The organism is Enterococcus gallinarum NBRC 100675 (assembly GCF_001544275.1).
GTDB classification, from domain to species: Bacteria; Bacillota; Bacilli; order Lactobacillales; family Enterococcaceae; genus Enterococcus_D; species Enterococcus_D gallinarum.
Map to the genome: position 1 here is coordinate 35,585 of NZ_BCQE01000012.1, position 25,030 is coordinate 60,614.

The 25,030-nt window shown below is 41.5% G+C and carries 24 protein-coding genes and 1 other RNA gene; 5 read left to right on the forward strand and 20 right to left on the reverse strand.

What is annotated here, in order from left to right:
* Nucleotides 1-618: 618 nt before the first annotated feature.
* Nucleotides 619-2,289, reverse strand: a complete 1,671-nt coding sequence (locus EG2_RS08135) for a formate--tetrahydrofolate ligase (protein ID WP_060814304.1) — start codon at nt 2,287-2,289, stop codon at nt 619-621.
* A gap of 125 nt (nt 2,290-2,414) precedes the next feature.
* On the reverse strand, nt 2,415-2,822 hold the full coding sequence (locus tag EG2_RS08140; protein WP_060814305.1) for an EbsA family protein: 408 nt from the start codon (nt 2,820-2,822) through the stop codon (nt 2,415-2,417).
* Nucleotides 2,823-2,888: 66 nt separating this feature from the next.
* On the opposite strand from EG2_RS08140, the gene EG2_RS08145 reads away from it, so the two are divergent.
* Nucleotides 2,889-3,302: a ribonuclease HI family protein gene (locus tag EG2_RS08145; RefSeq protein WP_060814306.1), complete on the forward strand. Its 414-nt coding sequence runs from the start codon at nt 2,889-2,891 to the stop codon at nt 3,300-3,302.
* Here the strand turns inward: EG2_RS08145 and cls are convergent.
* The 4 genes from cls to EG2_RS08165 form a co-directional block, all read right to left on the reverse strand.
* Entirely contained in the window at nt 3,285-4,751 is a 1,467-nt protein-coding gene (gene cls / locus EG2_RS08150) for a cardiolipin synthase (protein WP_060814307.1), read from the reverse strand. The genes EG2_RS08145 and cls overlap by 18 nt on opposite strands.
* A 9-nt stretch (nt 4,752-4,760) precedes the next feature.
* The gene (locus EG2_RS08155; protein ID WP_003126624.1) at nt 4,761-5,900 is read right to left on the reverse strand and encodes a cation diffusion facilitator family transporter; all 1,140 of its coding nucleotides are present in this window, start codon (nt 5,898-5,900) and stop codon (nt 4,761-4,763) included.
* A 292-nt stretch (nt 5,901-6,192) separates the two neighbouring features.
* Entirely contained in the window at nt 6,193-8,835 is a 2,643-nt protein-coding gene (gene alaS / locus EG2_RS08160; protein WP_060814308.1) for an alanine--tRNA ligase, read from the reverse strand.
* A gap of 372 nt (nt 8,836-9,207) precedes the next feature.
* Nucleotides 9,208-10,260 (reverse strand): DUF7278 family profilin-like fold-containing protein, encoded by a 1,053-nt coding sequence (locus tag EG2_RS08165; RefSeq protein WP_060814309.1) that lies wholly within the window; start codon nt 10,258-10,260, stop codon nt 9,208-9,210.
* Between the two features lie 67 nt (nt 10,261-10,327).
* Here EG2_RS08165 and EG2_RS08170 point away from each other — a divergent pair, with 67 nt between their 5' ends.
* Nucleotides 10,328-10,756, forward strand: coding sequence for a GNAT family N-acetyltransferase (locus EG2_RS08170; protein ID WP_060814310.1), 429 nt, complete (start codon nt 10,328-10,330; stop codon nt 10,754-10,756).
* Between the two features lie 50 nt (nt 10,757-10,806).
* On the opposite strand, the gene EG2_RS08175 is transcribed toward EG2_RS08170, so the two are convergent.
* Nucleotides 10,807-12,153, reverse strand: a complete 1,347-nt coding sequence (locus EG2_RS08175; protein WP_060814311.1) for a DEAD/DEAH box helicase — start codon at nt 12,151-12,153, stop codon at nt 10,807-10,809.
* 51 nt (nt 12,154-12,204) lie between these two features.
* Entirely contained in the window at nt 12,205-13,362 is a 1,158-nt protein-coding gene (locus EG2_RS08180; RefSeq protein WP_060814312.1) for a VanZ family protein, read from the reverse strand.
* Nucleotides 13,363-13,457: 95 nt separating this feature from the next.
* On the opposite strand from EG2_RS08180, the gene EG2_RS08185 reads away from it, so the two are divergent.
* The gene (locus EG2_RS08185; RefSeq protein ID WP_003126632.1) at nt 13,458-13,784 is read left to right on the forward strand and encodes a hypothetical protein; all 327 of its coding nucleotides are present in this window, start codon (nt 13,458-13,460) and stop codon (nt 13,782-13,784) included.
* 241 nt (nt 13,785-14,025) lie between these two features.
* Here EG2_RS08185 and EG2_RS08190 read toward each other — a convergent pair whose 3' ends face one another.
* From EG2_RS08190 to EG2_RS08225, 8 genes are all read right to left on the reverse strand, one after another.
* Nucleotides 14,026-14,250, reverse strand: a complete 225-nt coding sequence (locus EG2_RS08190) for a hypothetical protein (RefSeq protein WP_060814313.1) — start codon at nt 14,248-14,250, stop codon at nt 14,026-14,028.
* 11 nt (nt 14,251-14,261) lie between these two features.
* A complete protein-coding gene (locus EG2_RS08195) occupies nt 14,262-14,627 on the reverse strand; it encodes a hypothetical protein (RefSeq protein ID WP_050801524.1) in 366 nt (121 codons plus the stop codon).
* A gap of 72 nt (nt 14,628-14,699) precedes the next feature.
* Nucleotides 14,700-15,341, reverse strand: coding sequence for an HD domain-containing protein (locus EG2_RS08200; RefSeq protein WP_060814314.1), 642 nt, complete (start codon nt 15,339-15,341; stop codon nt 14,700-14,702).
* Nucleotides 15,342-15,520: 179 nt separating this feature from the next.
* Complete coding sequence (locus EG2_RS08205) at nt 15,521-17,014, reverse strand: carboxypeptidase M32 (protein WP_060814315.1); 1,494 nt, start codon at nt 17,012-17,014, stop codon at nt 15,521-15,523.
* Nucleotides 17,011-18,174 (reverse strand): THUMP domain-containing class I SAM-dependent RNA methyltransferase, encoded by a 1,164-nt coding sequence (locus EG2_RS08210; protein ID WP_003126638.1) that lies wholly within the window; start codon nt 18,172-18,174, stop codon nt 17,011-17,013. The genes EG2_RS08205 and EG2_RS08210 overlap by 4 nt, the downstream gene beginning before the upstream one ends.
* Before the next feature lie 66 nt (nt 18,175-18,240).
* An RNA gene (gene rnpB, locus EG2_RS08215) (RNase P RNA component class B) lies at nt 18,241-18,607 on the reverse strand.
* Nucleotides 18,608-18,624: 17 nt separating this feature from the next.
* Nucleotides 18,625-19,032 (reverse strand): cell division regulator GpsB, encoded by a 408-nt coding sequence (gpsB, locus tag EG2_RS08220; protein ID WP_029486829.1) that lies wholly within the window; start codon nt 19,030-19,032, stop codon nt 18,625-18,627.
* Between the two features lie 71 nt (nt 19,033-19,103).
* On the reverse strand, nt 19,104-19,649 hold the full coding sequence (locus EG2_RS08225) for a DUF1273 domain-containing protein (RefSeq protein WP_060814316.1): 546 nt from the start codon (nt 19,647-19,649) through the stop codon (nt 19,104-19,106).
* 70 nt (nt 19,650-19,719) lie between these two features.
* Between EG2_RS08225 and recU the strand changes: the two genes are divergently transcribed.
* Together recU and EG2_RS08235 are read left to right on the forward strand one after the other, a co-directional pair.
* On the forward strand, nt 19,720-20,346 hold the full coding sequence (gene recU / locus EG2_RS08230) for a Holliday junction resolvase RecU (RefSeq protein ID WP_005473207.1): 627 nt from the start codon (nt 19,720-19,722) through the stop codon (nt 20,344-20,346).
* A gap of 1 nt (nt 20,347) precedes the next feature.
* Nucleotides 20,348-22,657, forward strand: coding sequence for a PBP1A family penicillin-binding protein (locus tag EG2_RS08235; protein ID WP_060814317.1), 2,310 nt, complete (start codon nt 20,348-20,350; stop codon nt 22,655-22,657).
* Nucleotides 22,658-22,676: 19 nt separating this feature from the next.
* Here EG2_RS08235 and nth read toward each other — a convergent pair whose 3' ends face one another.
* From nth to EG2_RS08255, 4 genes are all read right to left on the reverse strand, one after another.
* Entirely contained in the window at nt 22,677-23,342 is a 666-nt protein-coding gene (nth, locus tag EG2_RS08240) for an endonuclease III (protein WP_003126643.1), read from the reverse strand.
* 12 nt (nt 23,343-23,354) lie between these two features.
* Nucleotides 23,355-24,056, reverse strand: a complete 702-nt coding sequence (locus tag EG2_RS08245) for a DnaD domain protein (RefSeq protein ID WP_003126644.1) — start codon at nt 24,054-24,056, stop codon at nt 23,355-23,357.
* A 127-nt stretch (nt 24,057-24,183) separates the two neighbouring features.
* Nucleotides 24,184-24,564 (reverse strand): RidA family protein, encoded by a 381-nt coding sequence (locus tag EG2_RS08250; protein WP_003126645.1) that lies wholly within the window; start codon nt 24,562-24,564, stop codon nt 24,184-24,186.
* Nucleotides 24,561-24,992, reverse strand: coding sequence for a Fur family transcriptional regulator (locus tag EG2_RS08255; protein ID WP_060814318.1), 432 nt, complete (start codon nt 24,990-24,992; stop codon nt 24,561-24,563). Before EG2_RS08255 ends, EG2_RS08250 begins: the two co-directional genes overlap by 4 nt.
* Nucleotides 24,993-25,030: the final 38 nt, after the last annotated feature.

Below are 25,030 nucleotides of genomic sequence, written 5' to 3' on the forward strand. Positions count from 1 at the left end.
TAGAAAGAAAACAGTCTTTTAAATGCACTACTGATTATATTATAACAAAAGACACGACTCTTGCCTCTTGCTAATATTTAACTTTCAGTCTTTTAATAGATTGAAAATCCAAAAGCGGCAAATCATAAGATAAAAACGAGCAACTTTTATAGCCCTCTTTTTAAAACCATTCTTTTTATAGTCTCTCGTTTAAAAGAGCTTGATAACACTTTCCCCTTCCCGTTTCCTACTTTCGTTTCTAATGTTTCTAATGTTTCTAAGAGCAACGGATAAATAGGAATGCTGGAGATAACTATGGGAGACTTTTAGAAAACTTCGCAAAAAATCAAATATCCTCGCAGCCTCTTCAATTATTTCTTCCAATTTTTGAAAGTCAGAAGAAAAAGAGAGGTTTTATTCTCCTCCGAATCTCGCAGCCTATGTACAGCATCGACAAAAAACGAACCAAACAAAACCTACTGAAAGACGACAAATCGCTCGCAAACAACACACCACACTTACAGAATCAATAGTGATCTGTAAGTGTGGTGTGTTGTAAGAAATTGACTGAACTATTACTGGAGCCTTCGAGAACCTATTTCTTCATCCAGTATTCGCAGATGCGGAGAGAAAATAAGATTAAAAAAGGCCAGATACATTGCCGTCTGCATCGACATCCATATTCAATGCTGCTGGTTTCTTAGGCAGTCCAGGCATTGTCATAACAGTACCGGTCAATGCAACAATAAAACCAGCGCCTAGTTTTGGTACAAATTCACGGATCGTAATCGAAAAATCAGCCGGTGCGCCCAAAAGCTGCGGATCATCACTAAAAGAGTACTGTGTTTTTGCCATACAAATCGGCAATTGATCCCAGCCATTTTTTTTGAAGACGTTCAATTGGCGCTGTGCCACACTTGAGAAGACCACATTTGATCCGCCATAAATCTCTTTGACGATCTTGGCAGCCTTATCAGGAAGGCTCTCTTCATTTTGGTAAAGCCTACGATAATTGCCGGGTTGTTCATCAATGGCAGTGACGACTTGCTGCGCCAAAAGTTCCCCCCCTGCGCCACCTTTCTCCCAAACTTGCGTCCGAGCGATTGGTACACCAATTTCCTTGCAGCATTGCTCCAACATTTGGATCTCAGCTTCGGTATCAGTGACAAATTCATTGATTGCAACAACAACTGGCAATTGATAGTTTTGCATGTTTCTCACGTGACGTTTCAAGTTGGCAAAACCCGCGACTAAAGCCGCTACATTTTCTTCTTTTAAATGTTCTTTATCTATCCCGCCGTGCATTTTTAAGGCGCGAATCGTTGCGACCACTACGACAGCGTCTGGTGCTTTAGAGAGATTGGGTGTTTTAATATCCAAAAACTTCTCTGCCCCGAGATCTGCGCCGAACCCCGCTTCAGTAACCGTGTATTCTCCTAAATGGAGAGCTGTTTCAGTGGCAATGACACTATTACAGCCATGGGCGATGTTGGCAAAAGGTCCCCCATGAATCAACGCAGGCGTTCCTTCGATGGTTTGAACCAAATTTGGTTTCAAGGCATCTTTCAACAATAAAGCTAATGCTCCCTGAACCTGCAAATCCTTGACGTAGATAGGTTGTTTATCATACGTATAACCAATCAAAATATTGCTCAAGCGCTCTTTCAAATTATCCAAATTCGTTGCTAGACACAAAATAGCCATAATCTCACTAGCAACGGTGATATCAAAGCCATCTTCTCTAGGTACTCCTTGCAGTGGTCCGCCTAGTCCGACGATCACTTGTCTTAATGCACGATCATTCAAATCCACGACACGTTTCCAAATGATCCGTCGCGGGTCGATCCCTAATTCATTTCCTTGTTGGATATGATTGTCCACCAACGCAGATAATGCATTATTCGCAGCAGTGATTGCGTGCATGTCCCCGGTAAAATGAAGATTGATGTCCTCCATCGGCAAGACTTGCGCTCTGCCTCCGCCAGTCGCACCACCCTTGATCCCCATGACTGGACCTAATGATGGTTCTCGTAAAGCAATCACGGTTTGTTTTCCAATACGGTTTAAGCCATCTGCCAATCCAATCGTGACTGTCGACTTTCCTTCTCCCGCAGGGGTTGGGTTAATCGCTGTGACTAAGATCAACTTGCCGGTGGGGCGTTCCGCGATTTCCTTGATTGCTGGCCAATCGATTTTTGCTTTATACTTCCCATATTGTTCTAGATCTTCTGCTTGTAATCCGATAGTTGCTGCAATATCAATAATCGGTTTAATTGTTGCTTCTTGTGCAATTTCGATATCTTTTTTCATCAGTAACCCTCTATTCCCGAACTATTATTCCTTATTCATTCATATTTGTTTGTCCTATTTCTATTATACCGTTTTTCATGAAGATTGAAACCCTGTTTTTCACCGGAATAAAAAAAGAGCCAGAATTATTTTTCTGACTCTTGTCTTTCAAGAATAGGCACTAGATTAACAAAGTGTGTCTGTAATACTTCAAGATCTTTTTTACGCATTACAAACGTATAGCTTCTTTCATTGGTCACGATTCTCAAATGATGATTCTCTACCCCAATGGCTTGGATTTTCTCGAGAGGAATAACTACTCGTTTCCAAAAGCGGGCATAGGTGATTTTGATGGTCTTCTCCGTCAAATAAAGGCGGCGCTGCAATCCTAACCAGACAAGAAATAGAAAAATCCCCAACACAAGATTGCTTTTCCAATAAGGGCGAGTATTTTCCAGTGCCAAAATCAAGCTGTAAAACAAAACGATCAGTGAACTGGACCAATAGATAATTGCGGTGGCTGGTTCTGGTTGCCAAAAATAGTTACGTTTCATAAATAATTTCCTCACGCGATCAATTTCTAGTATACTTATATCCATCATAACAGAAGGAGTCAACTCATGCTAAAAGTGTATCTCGATGCTTCAACCAAAGGAAACCCTGGACCTAGTGGCGGCGGTCTGTTGATTGTAGGGGAAGACCTGCATGAACAGCATGCCTTTGTACTACCCACGCTCACAAATCACCAAGCAGAATTTGCTGCGATGCATCATGCTCTTGAATTTCTTTTAACGAAAGAATGGCAAGACCAGACGATCATGCTTTATACAGACAGTAAAGTCGTCGCTCAAACAATCGACAAAAATTATACGAACAACCCCGATTTTCGGAAGTATTTAGAGGAAATCCAAGAGTTGCTGCCCTATTTCACTTTACTGATTGTCCAATGGATTCCCGAATCTCAAAACAAAGGTGCCGACCATCTGGCCCGTCAAGGGTTAGCTAAGGCTTTAAAATTACAGGATCGGCGATAACAAACGAGAAAAGTTTTGCTTGAAACGCAACCAGTAAGATTGTTTAGCCAGCATTTCATCTGTCAATAAAGTGGACTGCAGCATATCCTCTTCAAAAATCGTTTTTAATTGCGCCGTGACTTCTTGATCATAAACGAATGCATTGACTTCAAAATTCAACGCATAACTGCGAATGTCCTGATTTGTCGTTCCAAACGAGCAGATGGTATCATCCATCATAACAGTTTTGGCATGCAAAAATCCATTCTCATAGATATAGATTTTCGCTCCCCGGCGATGTAAATAGTTGGCATAGTGTTGGGTCGCTCGATAGATAAATGGATGATCCGGCATGCAGGGAATCATGATTCGAACATCTACACCTGAGTGGATGGCGATCTCCAAGGCATTCATCATACTGTCGTCAGGAATCAGATAAGGGGTTTGGATCCAAATCGATTTTTCAGCCGCCAAAATCATCTTGACGAAGCCGCCTTTAAGAATCTGCGTTTCCGTCTCAGGTCCGTCGGCCACGATTTGCATATCGACATGACCTGCCTCTTCTTTAGGCGGTAAAATGAAATAGCGATCTTCATATTCCAGTTGATCTGCTTCATTTCGAATCGAGGCATTCCAATCGCGGATAAAGATTTCCTGTAAGGTAAAACTAGCAGTTCCAACGATTCGCGCATGTGTATCCCGCCAATAACCAAATTTTGCTTTTTTACCTAAATATTGATCCCCTACATTAAACCCGCCGGTCCAGCCAATTTGGCCATCAATCACCACGATTTTGCGATGCAAATGGTAATTCAAACGTGTATTGCGAATCAAATTTTTTGAAGTAATAAAGGGCACGACCTTTCCGCCAGCGTCCATTAATGGCTGAAAGAATTTACGATTTGCTTTGGGAGAACCCCATGGATCGAATATTAGTCGAACTTCTACTCCTTGCTTGGCTTTTTCAATTAGGACATCAAGAAACTGCCCACCAATTTCATCATTAAAAAAAGAATAGTATTCCACATGAATATTGTCTTCAGCATTTTGCATATCTGAAAATAAGGCAGAAAATTTTTCCTTGCCGTCCGTATAAAATTGTACCTGATTGCCTTTTGTCAAAGGGGATTCATCTAAATTTTTAAAATACCGTTCCAATAGATGGTTGTCATCTGAGTATGGATGCTCTGGAAAGGAATAATTGTGGACTTTGATGATTTGATTTAATTCATTGATCCTGCTTTGATGGTGCTCACTGAATTTATAAATGATTTCTCCGTCGATTCCTCGACCACAAAACAAATACAACAAAAACCCAAAACCCGGGATAAAGACTAATGTCATCATCCAGGCAAAAACACTTGCAATTGATCGCGGTTTACGAAAGACCGTAATAAATGCCGCAACTGTATTGACAAACAGCAACGCCAAAAAGACGGTCGAAACCACACTCATATCCATTTTTATCATATTTTCCTCCTACAACAAATAAGTATGATCAAACGTGATCGCCACCTCATACGTGCCGATTTCATGCGTAATCTTTTGATAAATTTTATCTTGCAGTTCACGATCTGTGTAATTTCTTTGCTTTGGGATCACCAAATCAAAAGCAAACTGTTTTTCGTGAATCCGAAAGTCGTGCATCCTTAACTCTGGATCAATCGTCTCAACGATTTGTCTGACTTTTTCCCGCAACTGCCGGTACTGTTTATTTTGGATAGGGACAGGATCAAGATGACAAACCAATTCAACTTGAAGGTTCCTTTGAAAATCATGTTCGATCGCATCAATTACTTCATGGGCTTGTGACAAACTCCAGCTTTCATTGACTTCAATATGAACACTAGCAAAACGATTCTTGGGACCATAGTTATGAACGAGCAGATCATGGTACCCCAATATTGTTGGATAACGATCTAGTCGATCCTCCATCTCACGGATTTCAGCTTCTGTCGGACGTGCACCTAGCAGTTCATTGATAAAGGTACGGATCATCATGATACCACTAAATAAAATGTATAGCGCGATCAGCAAGCCAATATACCCATCCACCCGCCAACCGGTTCCCCATTCAATCAATGCAGAGAGCAAGACCGCAACTGTTGTGAGTACATCATTAAAACTATCTTGTCCGCTAGCTTGTAAGGTTGCAGAGTCAATTTTCTTCGCCAATTGACGGTACATGAGACCTTGCCAAAGCTTTAATCCGATTGACAAGATCAGCACAATAAACAACCATGGTGATAAACGGATCGGTTCAGGAGCAATGATTTTTTCAAAGGCATTTTTTAGAAACTGAAAACCAACAAATGTGATCAGTAAAGAAACCACAAAACCGCTAATGTATTCAAACCGTTCATGGCCGTAGGGATGCTCCCTATCCGCCGGCTTGGCAGCAATCCGAAAACCGATCAATGTCAAAAAGGAGGAGGCGGTGTCAGACAGACTATTGATAGCATCTGCCATGATCGAGACCGATTGTGCCGACAGTCCAATCAGAAACTTTGCGACAAAAAGAAGTGCATTTGAGAGCAATCCCAGATAGCCCGCAAGTTTACCGATCATGGTGCGATCAGTTGCGTTTCCTTTCATTCGCTTTAAAAAGAAGCGCAGCATAACATTCCCTCCAAGCGTAAATTCGTCTTTCTTATTTTACCCCGAATGAAATCAGTAAAACAACTAAAAGCATGTAAAAAACGTATTTTTCTAAAAATGAATGCTTCAGCTATCCCAAAATTTCTCTTTAATAAAACCCAATTTCTGCAAAAACAGAAAAAATACCCGAAGGAATCGCGTTTCGATCCTCTACCGAACGTCTTATAAAAAGACGCGGCAGCTCTCTGACACACAATTCCAGTTCGGATATTTCTTGATGTTATACATTTTTTTATGATTTGCTGTTAAAGAATCAGTTTGCGGCTAACCAATTGGCTACTTCAGTTAATGCAGCGTCGATTCCTTCTGGTTGCTTCCCACCGGCTTGTGCCATATCTGGACGTCCGCCGCCACCGCCGCCGACTTTCGGTGCGATGTGCTTGATCAAATCTCCAGCTTTCAAGCCTTTCTCATTTGCCTGTGGCGTCATTGCAGCCAACAGATTAACTTTGCCATCGTTGGCTGTAGCAAGAACTAAAACATCCGATAATTCTTTTTGTTTCCATTGGTCTGCCAATTGGCGTAACTGATTCATATCTTTGACAGTTACTTTTGCAGCAATAAAACGAATCCCATTCACTTCTTTGACATCTTTGAAAACATCGCCAGCTTGTTGATTGGCTAGTTTGCTCGCCAGTGCTTGATTTTCTTTTTGCAGATCCCGCAGTTGTTGCTGTAATTGTTCTGTTTTGCTGACTACATCTTTGATTTGTGCCGATTTGACGATCCCTGCAATGGCTTTTAGCTGTGCTTCTCCTTCATGCAGCAATGCGTAAGCTTCTTGACTCGTCACTGCTTCAATCCGACGAACGCCAGCACCAATCCCGGATTCAGAAACAATTTTGAAAATACCGATATCTTCTGTATTGGCGACATGTGTGCCACCGCAAAGCTCGATAGACCAATCTGCGACATTGACTACGCGCACATCGTGGCCGTATTTTTCGCCAAAGAGAGCCATCGCCCCCATGCCTTTCGCTGTGTCGATGTCGGTTTCGATAGTTACGACTGGCAAAGCTTCCCAAATTTTCTGATTGACGATTTGTTCCATCTGACTTAATTCGTCTGCAGTCACTTGGCCAAAATGACTAAAGTCAAAACGCAAGTGTCCAGGTGCAACTAATGAACCTGCTTGATTTGCATGGCTACCTAGCACTTCTTTCAACGCTTTGTGCAATAAATGAGTGGCTGTGTGGTTTTTGATGATTTTGTTCCGACGGTGCTGATCAACTTGCAAGAAATAAGAAGCCCCTTCCGTCAAGTTGCCAGTTACCTTCGCAGTATGCAGAAACTGGCCATTTGGTGCTTTTTTTACATCAGTGATCTCAGCAACGATAACACCAGATTGGTCAACAACAGTACCAGTGTCCGCTACTTGACCACCCATTTCTGCATAGAATGGTGTTTCTTTGAAGATCAGTTTGGCTTCACCAGTGGTTACTGTATCAAGCAATTGTTCCTCTTGAATGATCACTAACAATTCGCTGTTGACTTCAAGGCTTTCGTAGCCAACAAAACAGCTTTCGACTTTGATATCAGTCAAAAGAGCGGATTGAACACCCATAGAAAGCTCAGTCGATCGAGCAGAACGAGCCCGTGCCCGCTGTGCATCCATTTCTTTTTCAAAACCGGCATGATCAACTTTCAACCCTTCATCTTGAGCGACTTCTTCAGTCAACTCAACAGGGAATCCGTAAGTATCATACAACTTAAAGATATCGGCACCTGCTAATGTCTCTTGCCCATCTGCCTTCACTTTAGCAATGACTTGGTTCAAGATCTCTAATCCTTCATTGATCGTTTCATGGAACCGTTCTTCTTCATTACGGATTACTTTTTCGATAAACGCTTGTTGAGCCAATACTTCCGGATAATAACTCTCCATGATTTTTCCTACGATCGGAACAAGTTTATATAAAAAGGCTGAATCGATACCTAATTTCTTGCCATGCATGACGGCGCGGCGTAGCAAACGGCGCAACACGTATCCGCGTCCTTCGTTTGACGGTAGTGCACCATCGCCTATAGCAAAAGAAAGCGCGCGAATGTGGTCGGCGATCACTTTGAAGGAAATATCTGTTGCTTTGCTTTCGCCATATGCAAAATTGCCGCTCAATTCTTGAACCGCTTCGATGATCGGCATAAAGAGATCTGTTTCAAAGTTGGTTGGTGCATTTTGGATGATCGACACCATCCGTTCAAGCCCCATCCCCGTATCAATGTTTTTGTGTGGTAATGGTTCATACGTGCCATCTGCTTGATGATTGAACTCTGAAAAGACCAAATTCCAAATTTCCAAATAGCGTTCATTTTCACCGCCAGGATAATTCTCCGGATCATCTTCTGCGACATCGTTGAACTCAGGTCCCCGGTCATAAAAAATCTCTGAATCTGGTCCACAAGGTCCAGCACCGATATCCCAGAAGTTGTCTTCGATCTCTACGATGTGTTCTGGAGTCAACCCGATTTCTTCGCGCCAAATTCGTTTTGCTTCTGTGTCTTTTGGATACACTGTGACATAAAGCTTTTCTGGATCAAAGGCCATCCATTCTGGAGAAGTCAAAAACTCCCACGCCCAATGGATTGCTTCATTTTTGAAGTAATCACCAATCGAAAAATTTCCTAACATTTCAAACATGGTGTGGTGACGTGCTGTCTTACCAACATTTTCGATATCGTTGGTCCGAATCGATTTTTGTGCATTGGTGATTCGCGGATTTTCTGGAACAACGGTACCGTCAAAATATTTTTTCAATGTTGCTACACCTGAGTTGATCCACAACAATGTTGGGTCATTTACAGGGACGAGTGATGCACTAGGCTCGATCGAATGTCCTTTTGATTGAAAGAAATCGAGAAACATTTGACGAACTTCGGCACTTGATAAGTGTTTCATATAGTTTTCCTACTTTCTAATGATAAAATCGCTTGGGAGCAAGGAATGCTTTTGTTCTTTGGTGACCTTTCTCTCTGATATCTGTTCATTCGACGAACTCGCTTCTGGGCAGTCAAACAAAAAAACACCACTGCAGAGCAAGGACGTAGCTACGCGGTACCACCTTACTTGCAATGATGTTGATCATTACCTCTCAGACTCGATAACGCAGAGCAGGCGTCAGCATTTCTACTGAATCAGATACCAAAGGGAGCGATCAATTAGGATTCTTGTTTTTCTCTCAGCTTTGAAAAACTTTCTGTAAAGAATGAACAAATCAACCATGTCCTTCGTCTTTAAAAGTATAAGGAAATGTTCACAAAAAGTCAATCCTCAAATCCGTTCTCGATCAATAATAACTGCTTTTCGGTAGCGGTATTTTTCAGGGTCCAACTGCTGGTTTGCTTGCAACATTTTGCGTGACCGATAATAACTAGCATAGGGCAATGTATCCAGTAATGGATTGCCGCACTCTGGCCAATCTTCCATCTTTAGAAATGAACTGTCAGTTAGCTCCCATCCATTGGCATACGGATAAATCAAGCCAAACATGTTCGGCTCAGCCAATGCTTTTTTGGTCAATTTGACACCATCCTCACAGGGTTTTTCATTGCCCCAACGAAATAAACGACGGGTCCCGGCGCCCACTGCATATTCCCACTGTTCTTCATTCATCAAATCATATCCCTGCTGTCCCAGCCAGTGCTGCAATTCATTTTGGGTCATTCGTTGGTGAGTGTATACATGATAATTGCCAGACACTGGATGCAGTTCCGCAAAGTACTGATTTTCGGCACTGATTGTTCTTGGCATTTCCCACTGCAAACTTTCTTCAAAACTTCGCGGCTGCTGAAATGCCTGCCGTATCTCGGAACCAAAAGTTTCAAATTGATCAACATGACCATGGAATTCTCCCGTGACTGTATCTAGTTCTCCAATCAAACGAGTACCTGCTGGCAATGCCATTTTCTGCACCAACATGGGTGGGATGGTCGCTTTGCGTAATGGGCTCATTGATTCATTTACAAAATCTCCCCACTCCTCAGCGTTTGACAATCCGTAGCCTTCGATCAAGCGGCTCAGCGAAGGGCTGAGAGGTTCTTGCCACATTTTAGACCAGCAGGTTATCGGCAATCCCTGAATGCCCAAGTCCCAGCCAAGAATTGTTTCAGAATTTCCAGGCACAAAGACGAAGGGTTCCTCATCAATCGTTAATTCAAAGGTCTCACACTTGATTCCTGCATAGCTTGTTTTAATAAAATGAACATCTGTAATTTCTTTCAATGGGCTGACAAAGTACATGACTACTTGCTGAAACACTTGGCTTTTGACTTCAGCAGTCAAATTTTTCCAATTCGTCCATTGTAATGCTTCGAAAAAATCCACGAGCTTTCCCCTTTCATCTGCTACAATCAATATAGATTGAGTATACCATGAATTGGGAGGAAAAATGATGCAGCTTTATTTTGGGCGGGAGGACTGGATTCAGCAGGCTGTTTTTGCACTTAGAAGATCTGTCTTTGTCGACGAACAAGGAATCGCTCCTGAATTAGAATTTGATCAAAAAGATCAGTTCTGCCATTATTTTCTACTGGCAGAAGGCCAAGTACCAATTGCCACTATTCGCTATCAACCGTTGGATTCGCAAACGATTCAGCCCGATCGCTTTTGCGTGGCTAAAAACTATCGAAAGCAAGGGATAGGACGGCAGTTGTTAGCGGCCTATGAGAAAAAAGCGATCACCGATGGCTTTTGCTGGTCGGTTTTGTCTTCTGAAATTGCAGCAATCGGCTTTTATCAAAAATGCGGCTATGAGATCCTCTCTCCTCCTTTTGAAGAAGATGGAATCCTCTGTGTAAAAATGGGAAAAAATCTTTGCTAAAACGAAGGAACACCCAATAGCCATTGCCTGGCCGATGGGTGTTCCCTAAATTAGATACTGGAATTTTTTTTATTCTTGCGAGCAGAGCGATTCGACTGACGACGTTCGATCTTTCGTTTCTCTTTGTTTTTCTTATCAACAGCCCACTGAATTTTCTTCTTGTAGCCAGGCTTGATTTTTTTCTTTTTCTTCTTGACCAACCCAATCAATGTTGGGTCTAATTCGTCTCTTGATTTTTCACGTTTTTGTCGACGATTCCGATCATATGTTGCAACGATCTCCCCGTTTTTGATTTCTTTTGGTTGGAATTTTACACCTAAATCTTCGATTGCTTGAATGGCTTGTTCGTCACTAGGATCATACAAAGTGATCGCTGTTCCAGCTAACTGATTACGACCAGTACGTCCCACACGATGAATAAAGAAATCCAAATCCGCCGGAATCTCAGCATTGATTACATGCGAAACCCCCTCGATGTCAATCCCGCGAGCAGCTAAATCAGTTGCGACTACATATTGATACTCTAAATTTTGAACCTGACGCATCACACGTTTGCGTTCTCGCGGTGTGATATCGCCATGGATCTTGGCTACTTTCAGCCCTTTTTCTTTCAGATAGTCGGTTAATTCATCCACTCGGGATTTGGTATTGGCAAAAACAATCGCCAAATAAGGATGTCCCGTCGTTAGTAGTTGATAAACCAATTGATTCTTATCTTTTCCTTTAGTTGAGATCAACCAATTTTCAATGGATTCAGAGATGACTGCTTTCGGACGAATTTCTTCGATCAATGGATTTTCGAGATATTTTTTCAAAAATGGACGCAGCTTTTCTGGAATCGTTGCAGAGAAAACTAACATTTGCAGTTTTTCCGGCAATCGACTAGCAATTTGGTCCACTTCTTCCAAAAAGCCCATATCTAATGTCATATCTGCTTCATCAATGACAAAGGCTTGTGCCGTATGCACAGCCAGTGCTTGTTCATTGATCATATCTAGAATTCGTCCCGGTGTCCCGATAACAAGCTGCGGCTGCTGGTTTTGCAAGCGGTCCATTTGTCGTTGTTTATCCGTGCCGCCTACAAAGTTGGTCACACGAATCTCTGGTTGCTGAAATTCTGCTAGTTGTTTTGCCGCTTGATAAATCTGCGTGGCTAATTCACGACTCGGTGCAGTGATCACGACTTGCACTTCATCTTTTTGCGGATCGATTTGATCCATCAAAGGAAGCAAAAATGTATGCGTCTTCCCACTTCCAGTTTGGGATTGTCCCACGACACTGCGACCTTTTTGGATCACAGGAATTAATTTTTCTTGAACTTCTGTTGGTGAAGTAAATTTCTTCTCCGCTAACGCTTCGTAAATAAATGGTTGAAATTTAAATGACTCAAAAGACATTCAAACACCTTCTTTCTATTGACATCTTTTGGATTATAGCATATTTCCAGCTCAATTCCTAACCTTGTTTCGCTGGATCGTGCTTACTACATAAGTAGCCGTTCTTTTTTCGTAAAAGAATCGCGGTTGTTTTTTGAATGCTGCCCAAAGGATGTTGCAATAAAATCCAAGTTGGATCAAACCAAAAATCAACACAATCAACAAACTCACTAGGACGAGCATTTGATTAGTAGATTGAATAAAAGGCGTAAACAACACATTGATGCGTGACGCACTAACATAGATCAGATAGAGCAATCCATAACGCTTAAAAATTGCTCTGAAACTGACACGGGAATGATTTTCCTCCATCACTCGAATGCGAACAAGTTTTTTTCCTAGCGTTTGTCCATTGAGAATATAATTCAAAAGAATAAAGTAAAGAACTACTTCTAGTAAAAAATACCAATAATCATTCGTAAAGTCATCGATTTCTTTATTCACAGTCACTCTTAACAGAATCATAAGCATCCAAGCGAATAAATTCAATATTCCCCAATCGATCAGCCAAGCAACAAATCGGCGAGTAAACGTCACTCGATTATCTTTGGCATAAGATTCGGCATCCATCTCTTCACGGGTAGGCAACAGGAAGGTAAACAATGGCGTCACCAAAAAGCCAATGGTCCCGCCAAGGGTATTGACAAATAAATCATTGACGTCAAACAACCGATAAGGTCGCGGATAAATAAAGTATAATCCAGTTAACTGAGTCAATTCAAAGAACAGTGATAAGCCAAAGGTTGCCACAATCGTCTTCGGAAAAGACAATTTAAAGTAGTAGCGCATATAGACACCAAAAGGCAGTGTCAAAAAAAGATTGAATAATGGCTCTAAGACTACGTTTTGCTTCAAAGCCGGAAGATACGTAGTGGGATCATTGATTTGCAACACCGTTTGCTGCAAAAAATGCTGCCAGGAAGCACCTAACTGCCACTCCATTTTGGGACCGGTCATTTGAGCGACTTCTTCAATACTCGGCAACGGCAAAATGACCAAGAAATAGGCACAAAGCAGATAAAAAACAAATGAATAAAGTACAATTGCTCGTGAAAAAATAAATCGGCCAAATTTACGGTATTGGCGCACAAAAAATATCGACGAGATTGCAAGTGCCAAGAATGGAAATAACAGTAATGCAACCTTGATTGGCATAAGATAAGCTGACATAACATCCTCCTAAAAATCTATTTCCTTTTAATCTTACACTGTAATTCCCAAAACGTAAATTTTGGAGTATGATAAATAAAAGGAGGTTAAAAAACATGTTGAATCCTTATTTTGCTTTTGGTGTGCCATTTTTTCTTTTATTGCTCTATATCGGCTTTGCGCTTTTTCGCCGTTCTTCTCATATTCCTTATTTAGGGTTTGTACTCTTTATCATTGCTGGATTTATGAGTGTATTCAGTTTCCAAGTGATCCAACAGGCGCTGACAGAAGTAAATAAAACCAATGCTGCTGCGGTAGAGCAGGTCCATGGCTATTCCCTCTACTTATTAGCTATTCCGTTGCTGATCGGTCTCTTGTTAGTGATCCGCAATATTTTTCGGGGTTATGCTAAAATCAAAAAAGTACGTCTCCAATCCAAATGAAAAAGATACAGTTTCACTTTATTCAAATGTTGACTGACAGGCGCTCTGAAAAACAAATGAATCCGTCAAACAAAACAATTATCCGAACGATAGCTGAATGATCAAGCGTACTTACATGCATGCGGACTTAAGTTAAGCGCATCGCATTCTTCATCGACTATCGTTCGGATATTTTTTTGTTTTGTGTTCTTCTGTTTTTCTTTAACCTACATACATTCATTGGGCATTTGCCCCTCTATTCTTACTCCTCGTCTAGAAAATCAGTCTCGGCCTGTGCAAGAAATTGCTCCTTGACTTCATCATCCAGTTGTTCCAAAAGATATTGCCAGTCGCTATTTGACAAAACGACCACATCCAAATCTTTTTCTTCGTCAATCAATTCGAGGTTGCTGTACTTATCACCCAGATCAAGAAATAAATCAGCGAGTGCTGCATCCTCAATGGTTAGGTATTCCGTTTTTTTCATCACCCATCACCTCAAAAATCAAAGAATTCGTAAAACAATATTTCAAACGATTGAATGGTTGTCATTTTTTGTAGCGTCAATAAATCCAAGCGGATAAACTCTTTTTCCACTAGAAAATAGTGATTGTCTTCTAATGCTTCTTCGATGAATGGCAGAATCTGTTCTTCATCTCCTTGCCGTTCCCTGGAAATACTAGAGATCTGATTAAATAAACGTTCATCTTGCAATAAAAAATACTCATCATCGTACCGGTAAATGGCAACTTGATAATTCCGGATGGGTAATGCTGCTCGAATGATAAAAAAACATTCCCCAGAATCAGAAAGTGCAGGTAATAATTCATTCGGTTTCAGCGCTTGTTTGTAATACATATCCATCCCTCCCCTTATTTATAATTATAGATAAATACAGAGGAAACACAAAGGAATCGAACTGAAGATTAAAAATTACTAAACATCCCATTCTCTATAAAATTCAGTTAAAAAGGTTGTCATAAAGTCTTTACGCCGCAGCGCTTCTTGTTTACCAAAGTGCGTGTGCATTTTTTCAGGCAATAAAAACAACTTTTCATAGAAATGATTGATCACGGTGGTCCCTTTTCGGTAGTCAGCGTGGTTTGTGAACGTTTTCGGCGCTCGCTCTGATTCATGGATCGGATGCTGATGTGCACCGCCAAAGTAACTAGTACGCAAAATACCAATTGCGCCCAATGCATCTAAGCGATCCGCATCTTTCACGATTTGTCCTTCTAGAGAGGAGACTTGTGTCCCTGCCAATAACTCTTTTGAGAAAGAGAGATTCTCAATGATTGTAAATATATGACTGATTTGTTCTGCTGTGGCTCCAGCAGCGAGAAGGCATTGCTGCACTTCTTCTTTGGCTTTTACCACATCTTTCACCACCTTATCATCAATGGTATCGTGCAAAAATGCCGCTGCTTCCACAACGTAATCATCTACTTGCAGTTGATCTTCGGCAATGATCTGTTTAGCCATTGCGGCTACTCTCTTGACATGATCAAAGCCATGTCCTGTGTGATCAGTTCCCAAAATCAATTTGGCATATTCATAAATTGGTGCTATATCAGCCATTTTTTGAAACTCCTGTCTTTTTTATCTTGTTTCTATTGCTAGCATTCTGATTCAATCGTCCGATTCCATCAAAGTATCAGAACCCAAAGTCAATGAAGACTATCGTCTAGCTACCTAGTTTGCCGTGCGTTTTTTTAAAGATGAGAAGAAGCCTTTCGAGTGAACGAAAGGCTTGCTCATTAGCGGATTTGATAAACAGAAAAATAAACCTTCCGCAGATAATCCAATAAATATTGCGGATTTAACAGTTCTCCTGTCGCATCCAGAATCAATTGATTTGGTTTTTTAGAAGCCCCGTATTGATGAATGTGCGTGGTCAACCATTGGCGGATCTCTGAATAATCATCAGAAGCCAATACAGCATCGACATCGATCTCTTTTTCCATTGCATGAAAAAGCTGTGCCGCATACATGTATCCTAACGCGTATGATGGGAAATAGCCAAAACTTGACCCTGACCAATGAACGTCTTGCAAGATACCTTCTAAATCATTTTGCGGACGTACGCCTAAGTATTCTTCATATTTATCATTCCAAATAGTTGGCAGATCTTCCACATTCACTTCTTCATTGAAAATCATCTTCTCAATCTCGTAACGGATAATGATATGCAAAACATACGTCAGGCTATCTGCTTCGATCCGAATCAAACTTGCTTGGGTAAATTTTAATGCATTGTAGAAAGTCTCAAAGGAAACATCATCGAAAGTTCCTTCTGCACACTCTTGAAAATAAGGGTATTGTTTCTCCCAAAAATTACGATTGCTACCGATAATGATCTCATTGAATAAAGATTGCGATTCATGGATTCCCATGGATGCTCCTTCGTGGACCGGCGTTCCTTCAAATTTTTCATCAATGTTTTGTTCATACATGCCGTGGCCTGCTTCATGAATCACGCCGAATATTCCCATCGAAAAATCTTCTTCATTCCAACGAGTCGTCAAGCGAACATCATTGTGGTTAATGCCGGTTGCAAAAGGATGCACCGTATTGTCCAACCGCCCGCGAGAAAAATCATACCCTAAGTCTGTGATGACTTTCGAGATGAATTTCCGCTGTTGCGCCTCTGTCATTTTACGAGATAAGATCGTTGTATCTGGTGGAGTACCTTTTTCTAACTGGCGACGAATATCCATGATTCCATCACGAACTTGTGAAAACACATTATCCAAGATTTCAACGGTCATGTTCGGTTCATATTGATTCAAAAGAACATCATAATTTGTCCGTTCCTCTTTTTTCCAATAAGGGATCAGCTCTTTTGTCAAACGGATATTCTCAGCTAATGCTTCCTTGAATAAAGAGAAATCTTTCGCTTTGCGGGCTTGCGTCCAAGCAGTATGAGCTCTAGAAGTAGCAGCAGAAGCTGCGATCGCTAATTCATTAGGAACATTTTTTTGCAGCTCATATTCTTCTTTCACCAGCTGATAAGCTGCTTGACCAACTTCAGATAATTCATCAGAGTGCTGACCAAAATAAGTAATGGCTTCTTGGATCGTTGGTCCGACTTTCTTTTCGAAATACAAGCCATACAAGTAGCTGTCAACTTCACTGCGATATTCGCTGGCCTTTTCAGGCATTCCCGTCTGAGTATCCCAACCAAGGATTCCCATTGCTTGTGACAGCAAATCGAGCTCTTTTAATTCTTTTAGAAATTCTTGTTCTTTCATTCAACCGTCTCCTTTTTACGCGGTGGGCGACTGCCCCAATACTGGAAGAAATCCGTACGCAACGCACCATTATATAGTTTGCGTTTCTTGGTTGCTTTTTCACCATAGTGGGTCTCAAATGTAAGGTCACTGGTCAAAATGTATTTGCTCCAAGTTTTTAATGGCCGAAAGACTTCGCCCATTTCACGGTACAAGCGCTGTACCGTCTCTTCTTCTCCTAAACGTTCCCCATATGGTGGGTTGGCAACGATCACGCCGTATTCTTTGTCTGTTTTAAAATCTTTGACTGCTTGTTGTTTGAAGGTGATGGAATCACCTAGACCAATCTCTTCCGCGTTTGCTTTGGCGATTTCGATCATCCGTCCATTGATATCTGAGCCCATAATGTCCAGTTGGCTATCGTAATCGGCTGCTTCGTCTGCCTGAGCTCTTACAGTCTCAAATACTTCAGCTGGAACCCAATCCCATGTCTCACAGACAAAGGAGCGATTGAATCCAGGGGCAATATTATGTCCGATCAGTGCTGCTTCGATGCACAGTGTACCGGAACCGCATACAGGATCAACAAACGGTCGGTCTTTGCGCCAGTTGGTCAACATGACTAATGCTGCAGCCATATTTTCTTTTAAGGGTGCGCCCCCTTTTTCTAGTCGATAGCCACGTTTGAACAAACTCGGTCCTGTCGTATCGAGTGTGATCATGGCATGATCTTTCAACAAAGCAACTTCCAACTGAAAGAAAGCACCACTTTCAGTTAAAGGAACACTTGCAGGGCGATGATAAACTTCCCGTAATCGATTAACGATCGCTTTTTTTGTGATTGCCTGACAATCAGGCACACTGAATAACTTCGATTTGATCGATTTACCTGCCACAGGAAACTCTGCGTCTAGCGGCAGAAAGTCTTCCCAAGGTAATGCTTTGACTTGCTCAAATAATTCATCAAAGGTGTATACATCAAATTCCCCCACCACAATCTTAATGCGGTCAGCTGTGCGTAACCAGAGATTGGCGGTTGCAATGGTCTCCAACGTTCCTTTGAAACGAGCCCGTCCATTTTCTACTTGGCATTCAATGCCTAAATCTCGCAACTCCTTACCAACTAGCGCTTCTAACCCACTAGCAGCGGTTGCGACACAATCAAATACTTTTTCTGTCATAGATTTCTCCTTCTTGATATAAAAAAACCTTCCGTTGCTGGAAGGATTCCCTGATCTGCTGTGATTTTCTATAAGCCATGTTCTGTCCACGTCTTCCTCAGGGAGAAGAAAACGTTGGGTAATTATCTATCTGCAATTACTTGCCTTTTTGCTCCGTTCATTTCCGTGCAAAAAGCGCCCCTACCATTGTTTGGGTTGCTCGCTCGAGGGGTTTACCGCGTTCCACCAAGACGGTTTCCCGTCTTGCTTCGTCACTGTGGCACTTTCAAGGATACTTTGGCATAGCTCGCGCCTTAGCCATTTTTCCTGCCGTTACTCTTTCAAGTACCCTAGCTTATTGTTTCGCTAGGCACGATCACTACAAGCATCTCAGCTTGTGCGAGCATGGACTTTCCTCAGCATAATCAAAGTTATGCCGCAATTACCCGAAAACCACAGCAATCAAATTGATTAGAATTGACGTGTTTTTTCGTTATCGTCTTCAAAATCAGCATTTGTGTAGTTGCTGTTGTATGAAGAGGAACGTGTAACTGGTTCTTCTTGATCCAATTTTTTGCCAAAAACTTCTTTTTCCAAATTAGACAAACGTTTCAAAATATCAAAATTTGTTACTGTTTGACTTTTTGGCGCTTCTTGTTGGACCCGTGATGCAATCGCTTGGTTCTTAGAAAGTTGATCGATTTTTGCATTCAAACGATCGTTTTCTTCTTGCAATGCTAAAATCTCTTTGTTGTAGCTCTCGTAGTCTTTGATGATATTGTCTAAAAATTCATCGACTTCCACTGGATCATAGCCGCGCATTTTTGTTTTAAATTCTTGTTGAAGAATATCCTTGGGACTAAAAATTAGATTTGCCATTATTTACACCTCATTGATTTTTCCAAATGATTTTCACTTTCTAGACCATTCTATCAAAAAACTCTCAGAAATCAAAGTAAATTACTATCAAATGTTGCGTTTTGCAGATCATCCATTGTAATTTGATCGATCTCGTAAGGATGATCCTCCCGATATTTCTTCGCATCTTTCAAAAAAAAGCTGGTTTTTCCAGGGAATTCTTCATCATAAAGCAGCAACGCACCATCTGTGTGTTCCAATAGAAACTGGGTATGATTTCTTAATTGGCTTGGTTCTTTGTAGGGTTGATGGCTAGTGGCATTCACATAATCAGCGCTCATTTGCACTCGTTGCAACATTTGCTGGTTCGCTTCATTCCAGTTTTCACCAAATCCTTGAAACGGATAAATGATCCCTAGTTTGATTTCTGGATAGTCTTTTTGCAAAAGCTCCACCACTTCTGCACACCACATTTCTGCTCCTAGATTGCCACTGATCAGCACCCACTCCAGTCCTTGTTCAATGTAAGAAAGCAAAGACATTTTTATTACTTTCTTAATAATTTTGATTTTGGGATCTTTTTCTTGAAATACACCAAGTTCAAAGCTGCGGTAGCCAGTAAAATATAAGGTTTTCATTGTTTAAGCAGTCATCTCTTTTCTTTCCAAACGTCTTTTTGGTATAATGATGCCTAGGAGTGTGAATAACATGGTCATTCGATACCCTAACGGTCAGTCTTCTGCTTATGATGGCGGTAAAAAACAAAAATTGCAAGAAAAAATAGCTCGGCCAAAAACTTTCGCGAACCGCGGAATGCGTTTTGAAGAAGCAATCAATCAAAGCAATGCCTATTATTTGAATCGTCAAGCAGCAGTCATTCATAAAAAACCTACACCTGTTCAGATCGTTAAGGTGGATTATCCCCGCCGCAGTGCAGCTGTGATTAAAGAAGCTTACTTCCGAGAAGCCTCTACCACGGACTATAATGGTGTTTATCGCGGATATTACTTGGATTTTGAAGCCAAAGAGACACAGAACAAAACCTCTTTCCCCTTCAAAAATTTTCATGAGCATCAGATTCAGCATATGGAAAACTGTCTGACGCAGCAAGGAGTCTGCTTTGTCTTGTTATGGTTCTCAAGCTTGCAACGCTGCTTTTTTTTGACGAGCAGCAACTTGATCACAGAGTGGCATCAACAAAAAACAACAGGTAAAAAATCGCTGCCTCTTGCCTATATAGAGAAAAACGGCATTGAGATCATCCCAGGAATCGCTCCGCGTATTCCCTATTTAAAAGCAGTAGATCAATTTTTGTCAATGAAGGAGAATGATTAGTATGGCGAAAGAATCGCAATCGAGAGCTTCTCGACATGATTCTAAGAAAGCGGCGGCTGCATATAAAGGCCCCAAACAAAAAAAGCCGAAAGGAAAACGAACGATTGGCAGTATTTTACTTCGTACCTTTATGGGGCTCTTCTTTTTAGGATGTCTCGGTCTCTTATCAGGGATGGGACTTTTTTGGTGGTACGCTAAAGATGCACCACCATTAGATGAGAAACAGCTCGATTCTGCTGCTTCTTCCAGGTTCTACGCCTCCAATGGAGATCTGATCCTCGATTTTGGTAGCGAGACCCGTGAAAAAATCACTGCGAATGAAATTCCGCAGCAATTGGAAGATGCGATTGTATCTGTAGAGGATCGTCGTTTCTATCAACATATTGGAGTAGACCCTATCCGTATCATTGGATCGGCATTGTCGAACGTGACGACTGGTGGCATGCAAGGTGGGAGCACCCTAACACAGCAATTGATCAAATTATCCTTCTTCTCTACTAGTGCAGAAGATCAGACGTTGCGAAGAAAAGCGCAAGAAGCTTGGATGGCCGTCAGACTGGAACAAACAAAATCCAAACAAGAAATCTTGACCTACTATATCAATAAAGTGTACATGTCTAACGGCGTCTATGGGATGCAGACAGCTGCCATGAAGTTCTATAACAAGACATTGGATCAACTAGATTTGGCTCAAACGGCATTAATCGCTGGATTACCAAACGCCCCTTCTGCTTATGATCCATATGCTCATCCAGATAAAGCTAAACAACGACGAGATCTTGTTCTGTTAACCATGTATGAGAATGAAAAAATCACTAAAGACGAATATGAAGCAGCCAAAGCCGAAGATATTTCAGAAGGATTGCAAAAAAATCCGCAACGAAATAACGAATGGAAATATTATGACAATTACTTTAAAGAAGTGATTGATGAAGTAAAAGCAAAAACCGGCAAAGATGTCTATACGGATGGATTGGACATCTATACGAATCTTGATGTCAATACCCAAAAACGATTGTATGACATCGTTAATAGTGACGAATACATCAATTTCCCAGATGATAAAATGCAAGTAGCCGCTACTCTGGTAGATGTTAATAGTGGTAAAGTTGTCGCGCAAATTGGTGCTCGTCATGTGGAAGACGATGTTGTCTTAGGTAATAATTTATCAGTCAACGTCACTCGTGACTTTGGCTCAACCGTTAAACCACTGACAGACTATGGTCCAGCCTTCCAATTTTTACAAAATTCAACAGGCCGCATGATTTTGGACGAACCCTATAATTATGTGGGGACGAACACACCAATCTACAACTGGGATCGACAATATATGGGAAATATCACTTTGCGGACAGCACTGGCTCAATCGAGAAATGTTCCAGCAGCAAAGCTTTTTGAAGAAGTAGGTGCTGACAATATTTCTTCCTTCTTGAAAGGCCTAGGTATTGAATACAAAAACATTGAACAATCCAATGCAATTTCCAGCAACACGTCGGAAATCGATGGCACCAAGTATGGGATCTCTAGCTTGAAAATGGCTGCTGCTTATGCTGCCTTTTCAAATGGCGGAACCTATTACGAACCGCAATATGTCAATAAGATCGTTTCGCAAGATGGAACAGTTGATGAAGACTCCTTCAAAGTGGAAGGTCAAAAAGCGATGGATGATACGACAGCCTATATGGTCACCGATATTCTGAAAGACGTGATTTCTGTCGGAACAGGAACCAACGCCCAAATCGATGGACTATACCAAGCTGGGAAAACCGGGACTTCCAACTATGATGACAATCAATTGGCTCAATTGGATACGTCAAACGGTGCTTACCCGGATATCACGTTTGCAGGTTATACCCCATCCTTTTCTTTAGCTGTTTGGACAGGATATAATGATAAAATGACGCCGATCACAGACAGCAGTACTCATGTTGCCTCAGATGTTTATCGGGAATTGATGCAATTTGTCTCAGCCTCTGTTGAGAACCGCGACTGGAAAATGCCCGCAGACTTGACCCGGATCGGCAATGAGCTTTACATCAAAGGGACTTACCAGCAACCAAGTTCTAGCACAAGATCAACGATCAGCTCTTCTTCGCTTCCTGAATCAACACCAGAAAGCAGTTCTGAAATCGTTGAATCTAGCAGTTCAACGGAAGAATCGATTACACCAGTTGAATCTTCTTCTGAAAGCTCACAATCTACACCGCCACCGTCAGAAAGTGAAAGCACACCATCGTCTTCTTCAGAGTCAAGCTCGACGCCATCATCTTCGTCGACTACTCCAGGGACAAATGAAACAAATCCTGAATAAAAAAATGTTCAGCCGCCTCTCATTGAGGTGGCTGAACTTTTTTTGCGCGCATCCGCAGTTGTCCTTCTTGGCACATTGTCAATAATGGGCAAACTTCACATTTTGGCGCTCTAGCTGTGCAATGGTATCGTCCAAAGAAAATCAGTGTGTGATGTGTTTTGACCCAAAGATCTTCTGGCACTTTTTTCATCAATGTTTGTTCTACTTCTAAGACATTCGCATCTAATCGGCAAATCCGTAAGCGCTTGGTTACTCGTTCGACGTGGGTATCCACAGCGATTGCCGGAATACCAAACGCATCGCCTAAAACAACGTTGGCTGTTTTTCTTCCGACCCCCGGTAATGACACTAATTCCTCGCGGGTTCTAGGTACTTGGCCATTGAATCGTTCGATAAGCTGGGACGCACAAGCCTTGATATTTTTTGCTTTGTTGCGATAAAGACCGATCGTCCGTATTTTCTCAATGATTTCCTCAACAGGGGCTGCTGCCAAGGCCTCAGGTGTCGGATAGGCAGCAAATAGTGTGGGGGTCACTTTATTGACCGACACATCCGTAGCCTGAGCACTTAAAATCACAGCAATCAACAGTTCAAACGGATTTTTGGAAATCAGTTCTCCGTGAGCGTCGGGGAACATTTGGTACATTTGTTCCAATGCGATCATAGTTTTTGCTTTACTGATCATGACAACTCTCCTTTATTCCCCTTCTAACCAATTATGCATAGGAATCTTAGGAACCGGTCCATTCGTTTGTTCCAAATTTTCTTTCTGCATAAACTGTTTTTTACGGCGTTTTTGTTCTTCTTCTACTTGTTCTTTCGAGGTAATATTTTTCCGTTCCCAAGAAAGTAAAATGCGATCAATATAATTCAAACTGTAGGCTTGATTCAAAACCGCCTCACGTAACGCAAATTGAATCAAATCCGGCTGGTATTTATCTTCTTCCAGCCATTGTGATATTCGCTGGTATTCGATTGCTGAAAGCGGACGGCCAAATTCGGACTCAAACATTTGATAAAGCGAACGTACTTTTGAATCATAGCTCTGCTTTTCCTCCTGCTGATTTTTTTGCCGCAAACAAACTTCCAGTCGTTCATAGATTCCAGAAAACTCATAGTAATCCACCATCTTCCCTGCTGAATCTTTCTTGGATTCGATGGCGATGATCTGTTTATTCAATAGCTCATTCAACCATTTATAGATTTCTTTTTGCTCACTTCCCATCCCTTTAGCAATCATCGCTAAATCAGGAAAATCATTGCCTTGTTCGTGGTAACGATACAACTGAAGCCATAATACAAATTCATCATTGGTTAAACCAAGGCTATGATAGTTTTCCAAAAGCAGATTGGAGACAGTTGTTTGCCCCTGGGCTAAATATTCTTGTAAAGAAATCATCTTATTGTCCTCTTTTCCCATCGTTACATAAAAACCATTTTCAATTTTATTTTGGCATCATCAAGAATAAAATCCATTCTCAACAAAAATGGGACTGCGCATATATACGACCGTCCCATTGACTCCTTTATTGTGCCACCACAGCAATGATCTCTACTTCCACCAATACATCCTTTGGTAAACGGGCCACTTCAACTGCTGAACGTGCAGGCAAGTGTTCATGAAAAAGTGTGCTGTATGTATTATTGAATGGAACAAAATCATCCATGTTTTTTAAGAAACATGTTGTTTTGACGATTTCATCTGGTGTAATACCGGCGGCAGTTAAAATTGCCTCGATATTTTTGAGAACTTGCTGTGTCTGAACTTCGATAGTTGCTCCCACAACTTCTCCTGTAACAGGATCTAACGGCACTTGTCCGGAAGCAAACAAGAAACCATTAGCAATCCGTGCTTGTACATAAGGACCAATTGCTTGCGGTGCTTTATCCGTTGAAATAATTTTCATTCCTCTTCTCCTTTACACTCTGGACACAATCCATATACTTCTAAGCGATGGCTTTGGATTTTATATCCGGTCAGTTGGGAAGCGGCCATTTCGACATCTTCCAATCCAGGATAGTAAAAATCAGAAATCTTGCCGCAACGTTGACAAATTGCATGATAATGCGGCTCTGTCGTAAAGTCAAAGCGACTGGATGCATCGCCGTAGTTCATTTCTTTCACAAAACCGATCTCCGTAAACAGTCGCAGATTATTGTAGACTGTCGCTACACTAATACCGGGAAAGTGGACTTCGATCGCTCGGTAAATTTCTTCTGCGGTAGGATGTGATGCGTGGCTAGCCAAAAACTCAAGTATCGCAACCCTTTGTGGAGTGATACGGATATTTTCTTGTTTTAATTGTTTGATTGCCTCGTCATATATCGTGTTCACAGGAGTTCCTCCAATTCTCTTATCTGTAATATCATACT

What these genes read in the sequence shown, in the direction of transcription:
- EG2_RS08175 (WP_060814311.1), bottom strand. Translation starts at nt 12,153, where the DNA reads ATGTCTTTTGAGTCATTTAAATTTCAACCATTTATTTACGAAGCGTTA.
- EG2_RS08135 (WP_060814304.1), bottom strand. Translation starts at nt 2,289, where the DNA reads ATGAAAAAAGATATCGAAATTGCACAAGAAGCAACAATTAAACCGATT.
- EG2_RS08145 (WP_060814306.1), top strand. Translation starts at nt 2,889, where the DNA reads ATGCTAAAAGTGTATCTCGATGCTTCAACCAAAGGAAACCCTGGACCT.
- EG2_RS08170 (WP_060814310.1), top strand. Translation starts at nt 10,328, where the DNA reads ATGCAGCTTTATTTTGGGCGGGAGGACTGGATTCAGCAGGCTGTTTTT.
- EG2_RS08185 (WP_003126632.1), top strand. Translation starts at nt 13,458, where the DNA reads ATGTTGAATCCTTATTTTGCTTTTGGTGTGCCATTTTTTCTTTTATTG.
- EG2_RS08180 (WP_060814312.1), bottom strand. Translation starts at nt 13,362, where the DNA reads ATGTCAGCTTATCTTATGCCAATCAAGGTTGCATTACTGTTATTTCCA.
- EG2_RS08250 (WP_003126645.1), bottom strand. Translation starts at nt 24,564, where the DNA reads ATGAAAATTATTTCAACGGATAAAGCACCGCAAGCAATTGGTCCTTAT.
- EG2_RS08190 (WP_060814313.1), bottom strand. Translation starts at nt 14,250, where the DNA reads ATGAAAAAAACGGAATACCTAACCATTGAGGATGCAGCACTCGCTGAT.
- nth (WP_003126643.1), bottom strand. Translation starts at nt 23,342, where the DNA reads ATGATCAGTAAAGCAAAAACTATGATCGCATTGGAACAAATGTACCAA.
- gpsB (WP_029486829.1), bottom strand. Translation starts at nt 19,032, where the DNA reads ATGGCAAATCTAATTTTTAGTCCCAAGGATATTCTTCAACAAGAATTT.
- EG2_RS08205 (WP_060814315.1), bottom strand. Translation starts at nt 17,014, where the DNA reads ATGAAAGAACAAGAATTTCTAAAAGAATTAAAAGAGCTCGATTTGCTG.
- EG2_RS08195 (WP_050801524.1), bottom strand. Translation starts at nt 14,627, where the DNA reads ATGGATATGTATTACAAACAAGCGCTGAAACCGAATGAATTATTACCT.
- EG2_RS08235 (WP_060814317.1), top strand. Translation starts at nt 20,348, where the DNA reads ATGGCGAAAGAATCGCAATCGAGAGCTTCTCGACATGATTCTAAGAAA.
- EG2_RS08225 (WP_060814316.1), bottom strand. Translation starts at nt 19,649, where the DNA reads ATGAAAACCTTATATTTTACTGGCTACCGCAGCTTTGAACTTGGTGTA.
- EG2_RS08245 (WP_003126644.1), bottom strand. Translation starts at nt 24,056, where the DNA reads ATGATTTCTTTACAAGAATATTTAGCCCAGGGGCAAACAACTGTCTCC.
- alaS (WP_060814308.1), bottom strand. Translation starts at nt 8,835, where the DNA reads ATGAAACACTTATCAAGTGCCGAAGTTCGTCAAATGTTTCTCGATTTC.
- EG2_RS08155 (WP_003126624.1), bottom strand. Translation starts at nt 5,900, where the DNA reads ATGCTGCGCTTCTTTTTAAAGCGAATGAAAGGAAACGCAACTGATCGC.
- EG2_RS08140 (WP_060814305.1), bottom strand. Translation starts at nt 2,822, where the DNA reads ATGAAACGTAACTATTTTTGGCAACCAGAACCAGCCACCGCAATTATC.
- cls (WP_060814307.1), bottom strand. Translation starts at nt 4,751, where the DNA reads ATGATAAAAATGGATATGAGTGTGGTTTCGACCGTCTTTTTGGCGTTG.
- EG2_RS08210 (WP_003126638.1), bottom strand. Translation starts at nt 18,174, where the DNA reads ATGACAGAAAAAGTATTTGATTGTGTCGCAACCGCTGCTAGTGGGTTA.
- EG2_RS08200 (WP_060814314.1), bottom strand. Translation starts at nt 15,341, where the DNA reads ATGGCTGATATAGCACCAATTTATGAATATGCCAAATTGATTTTGGGA.
- recU (WP_005473207.1), top strand. Translation starts at nt 19,720, where the DNA reads ATGGTCATTCGATACCCTAACGGTCAGTCTTCTGCTTATGATGGCGGT.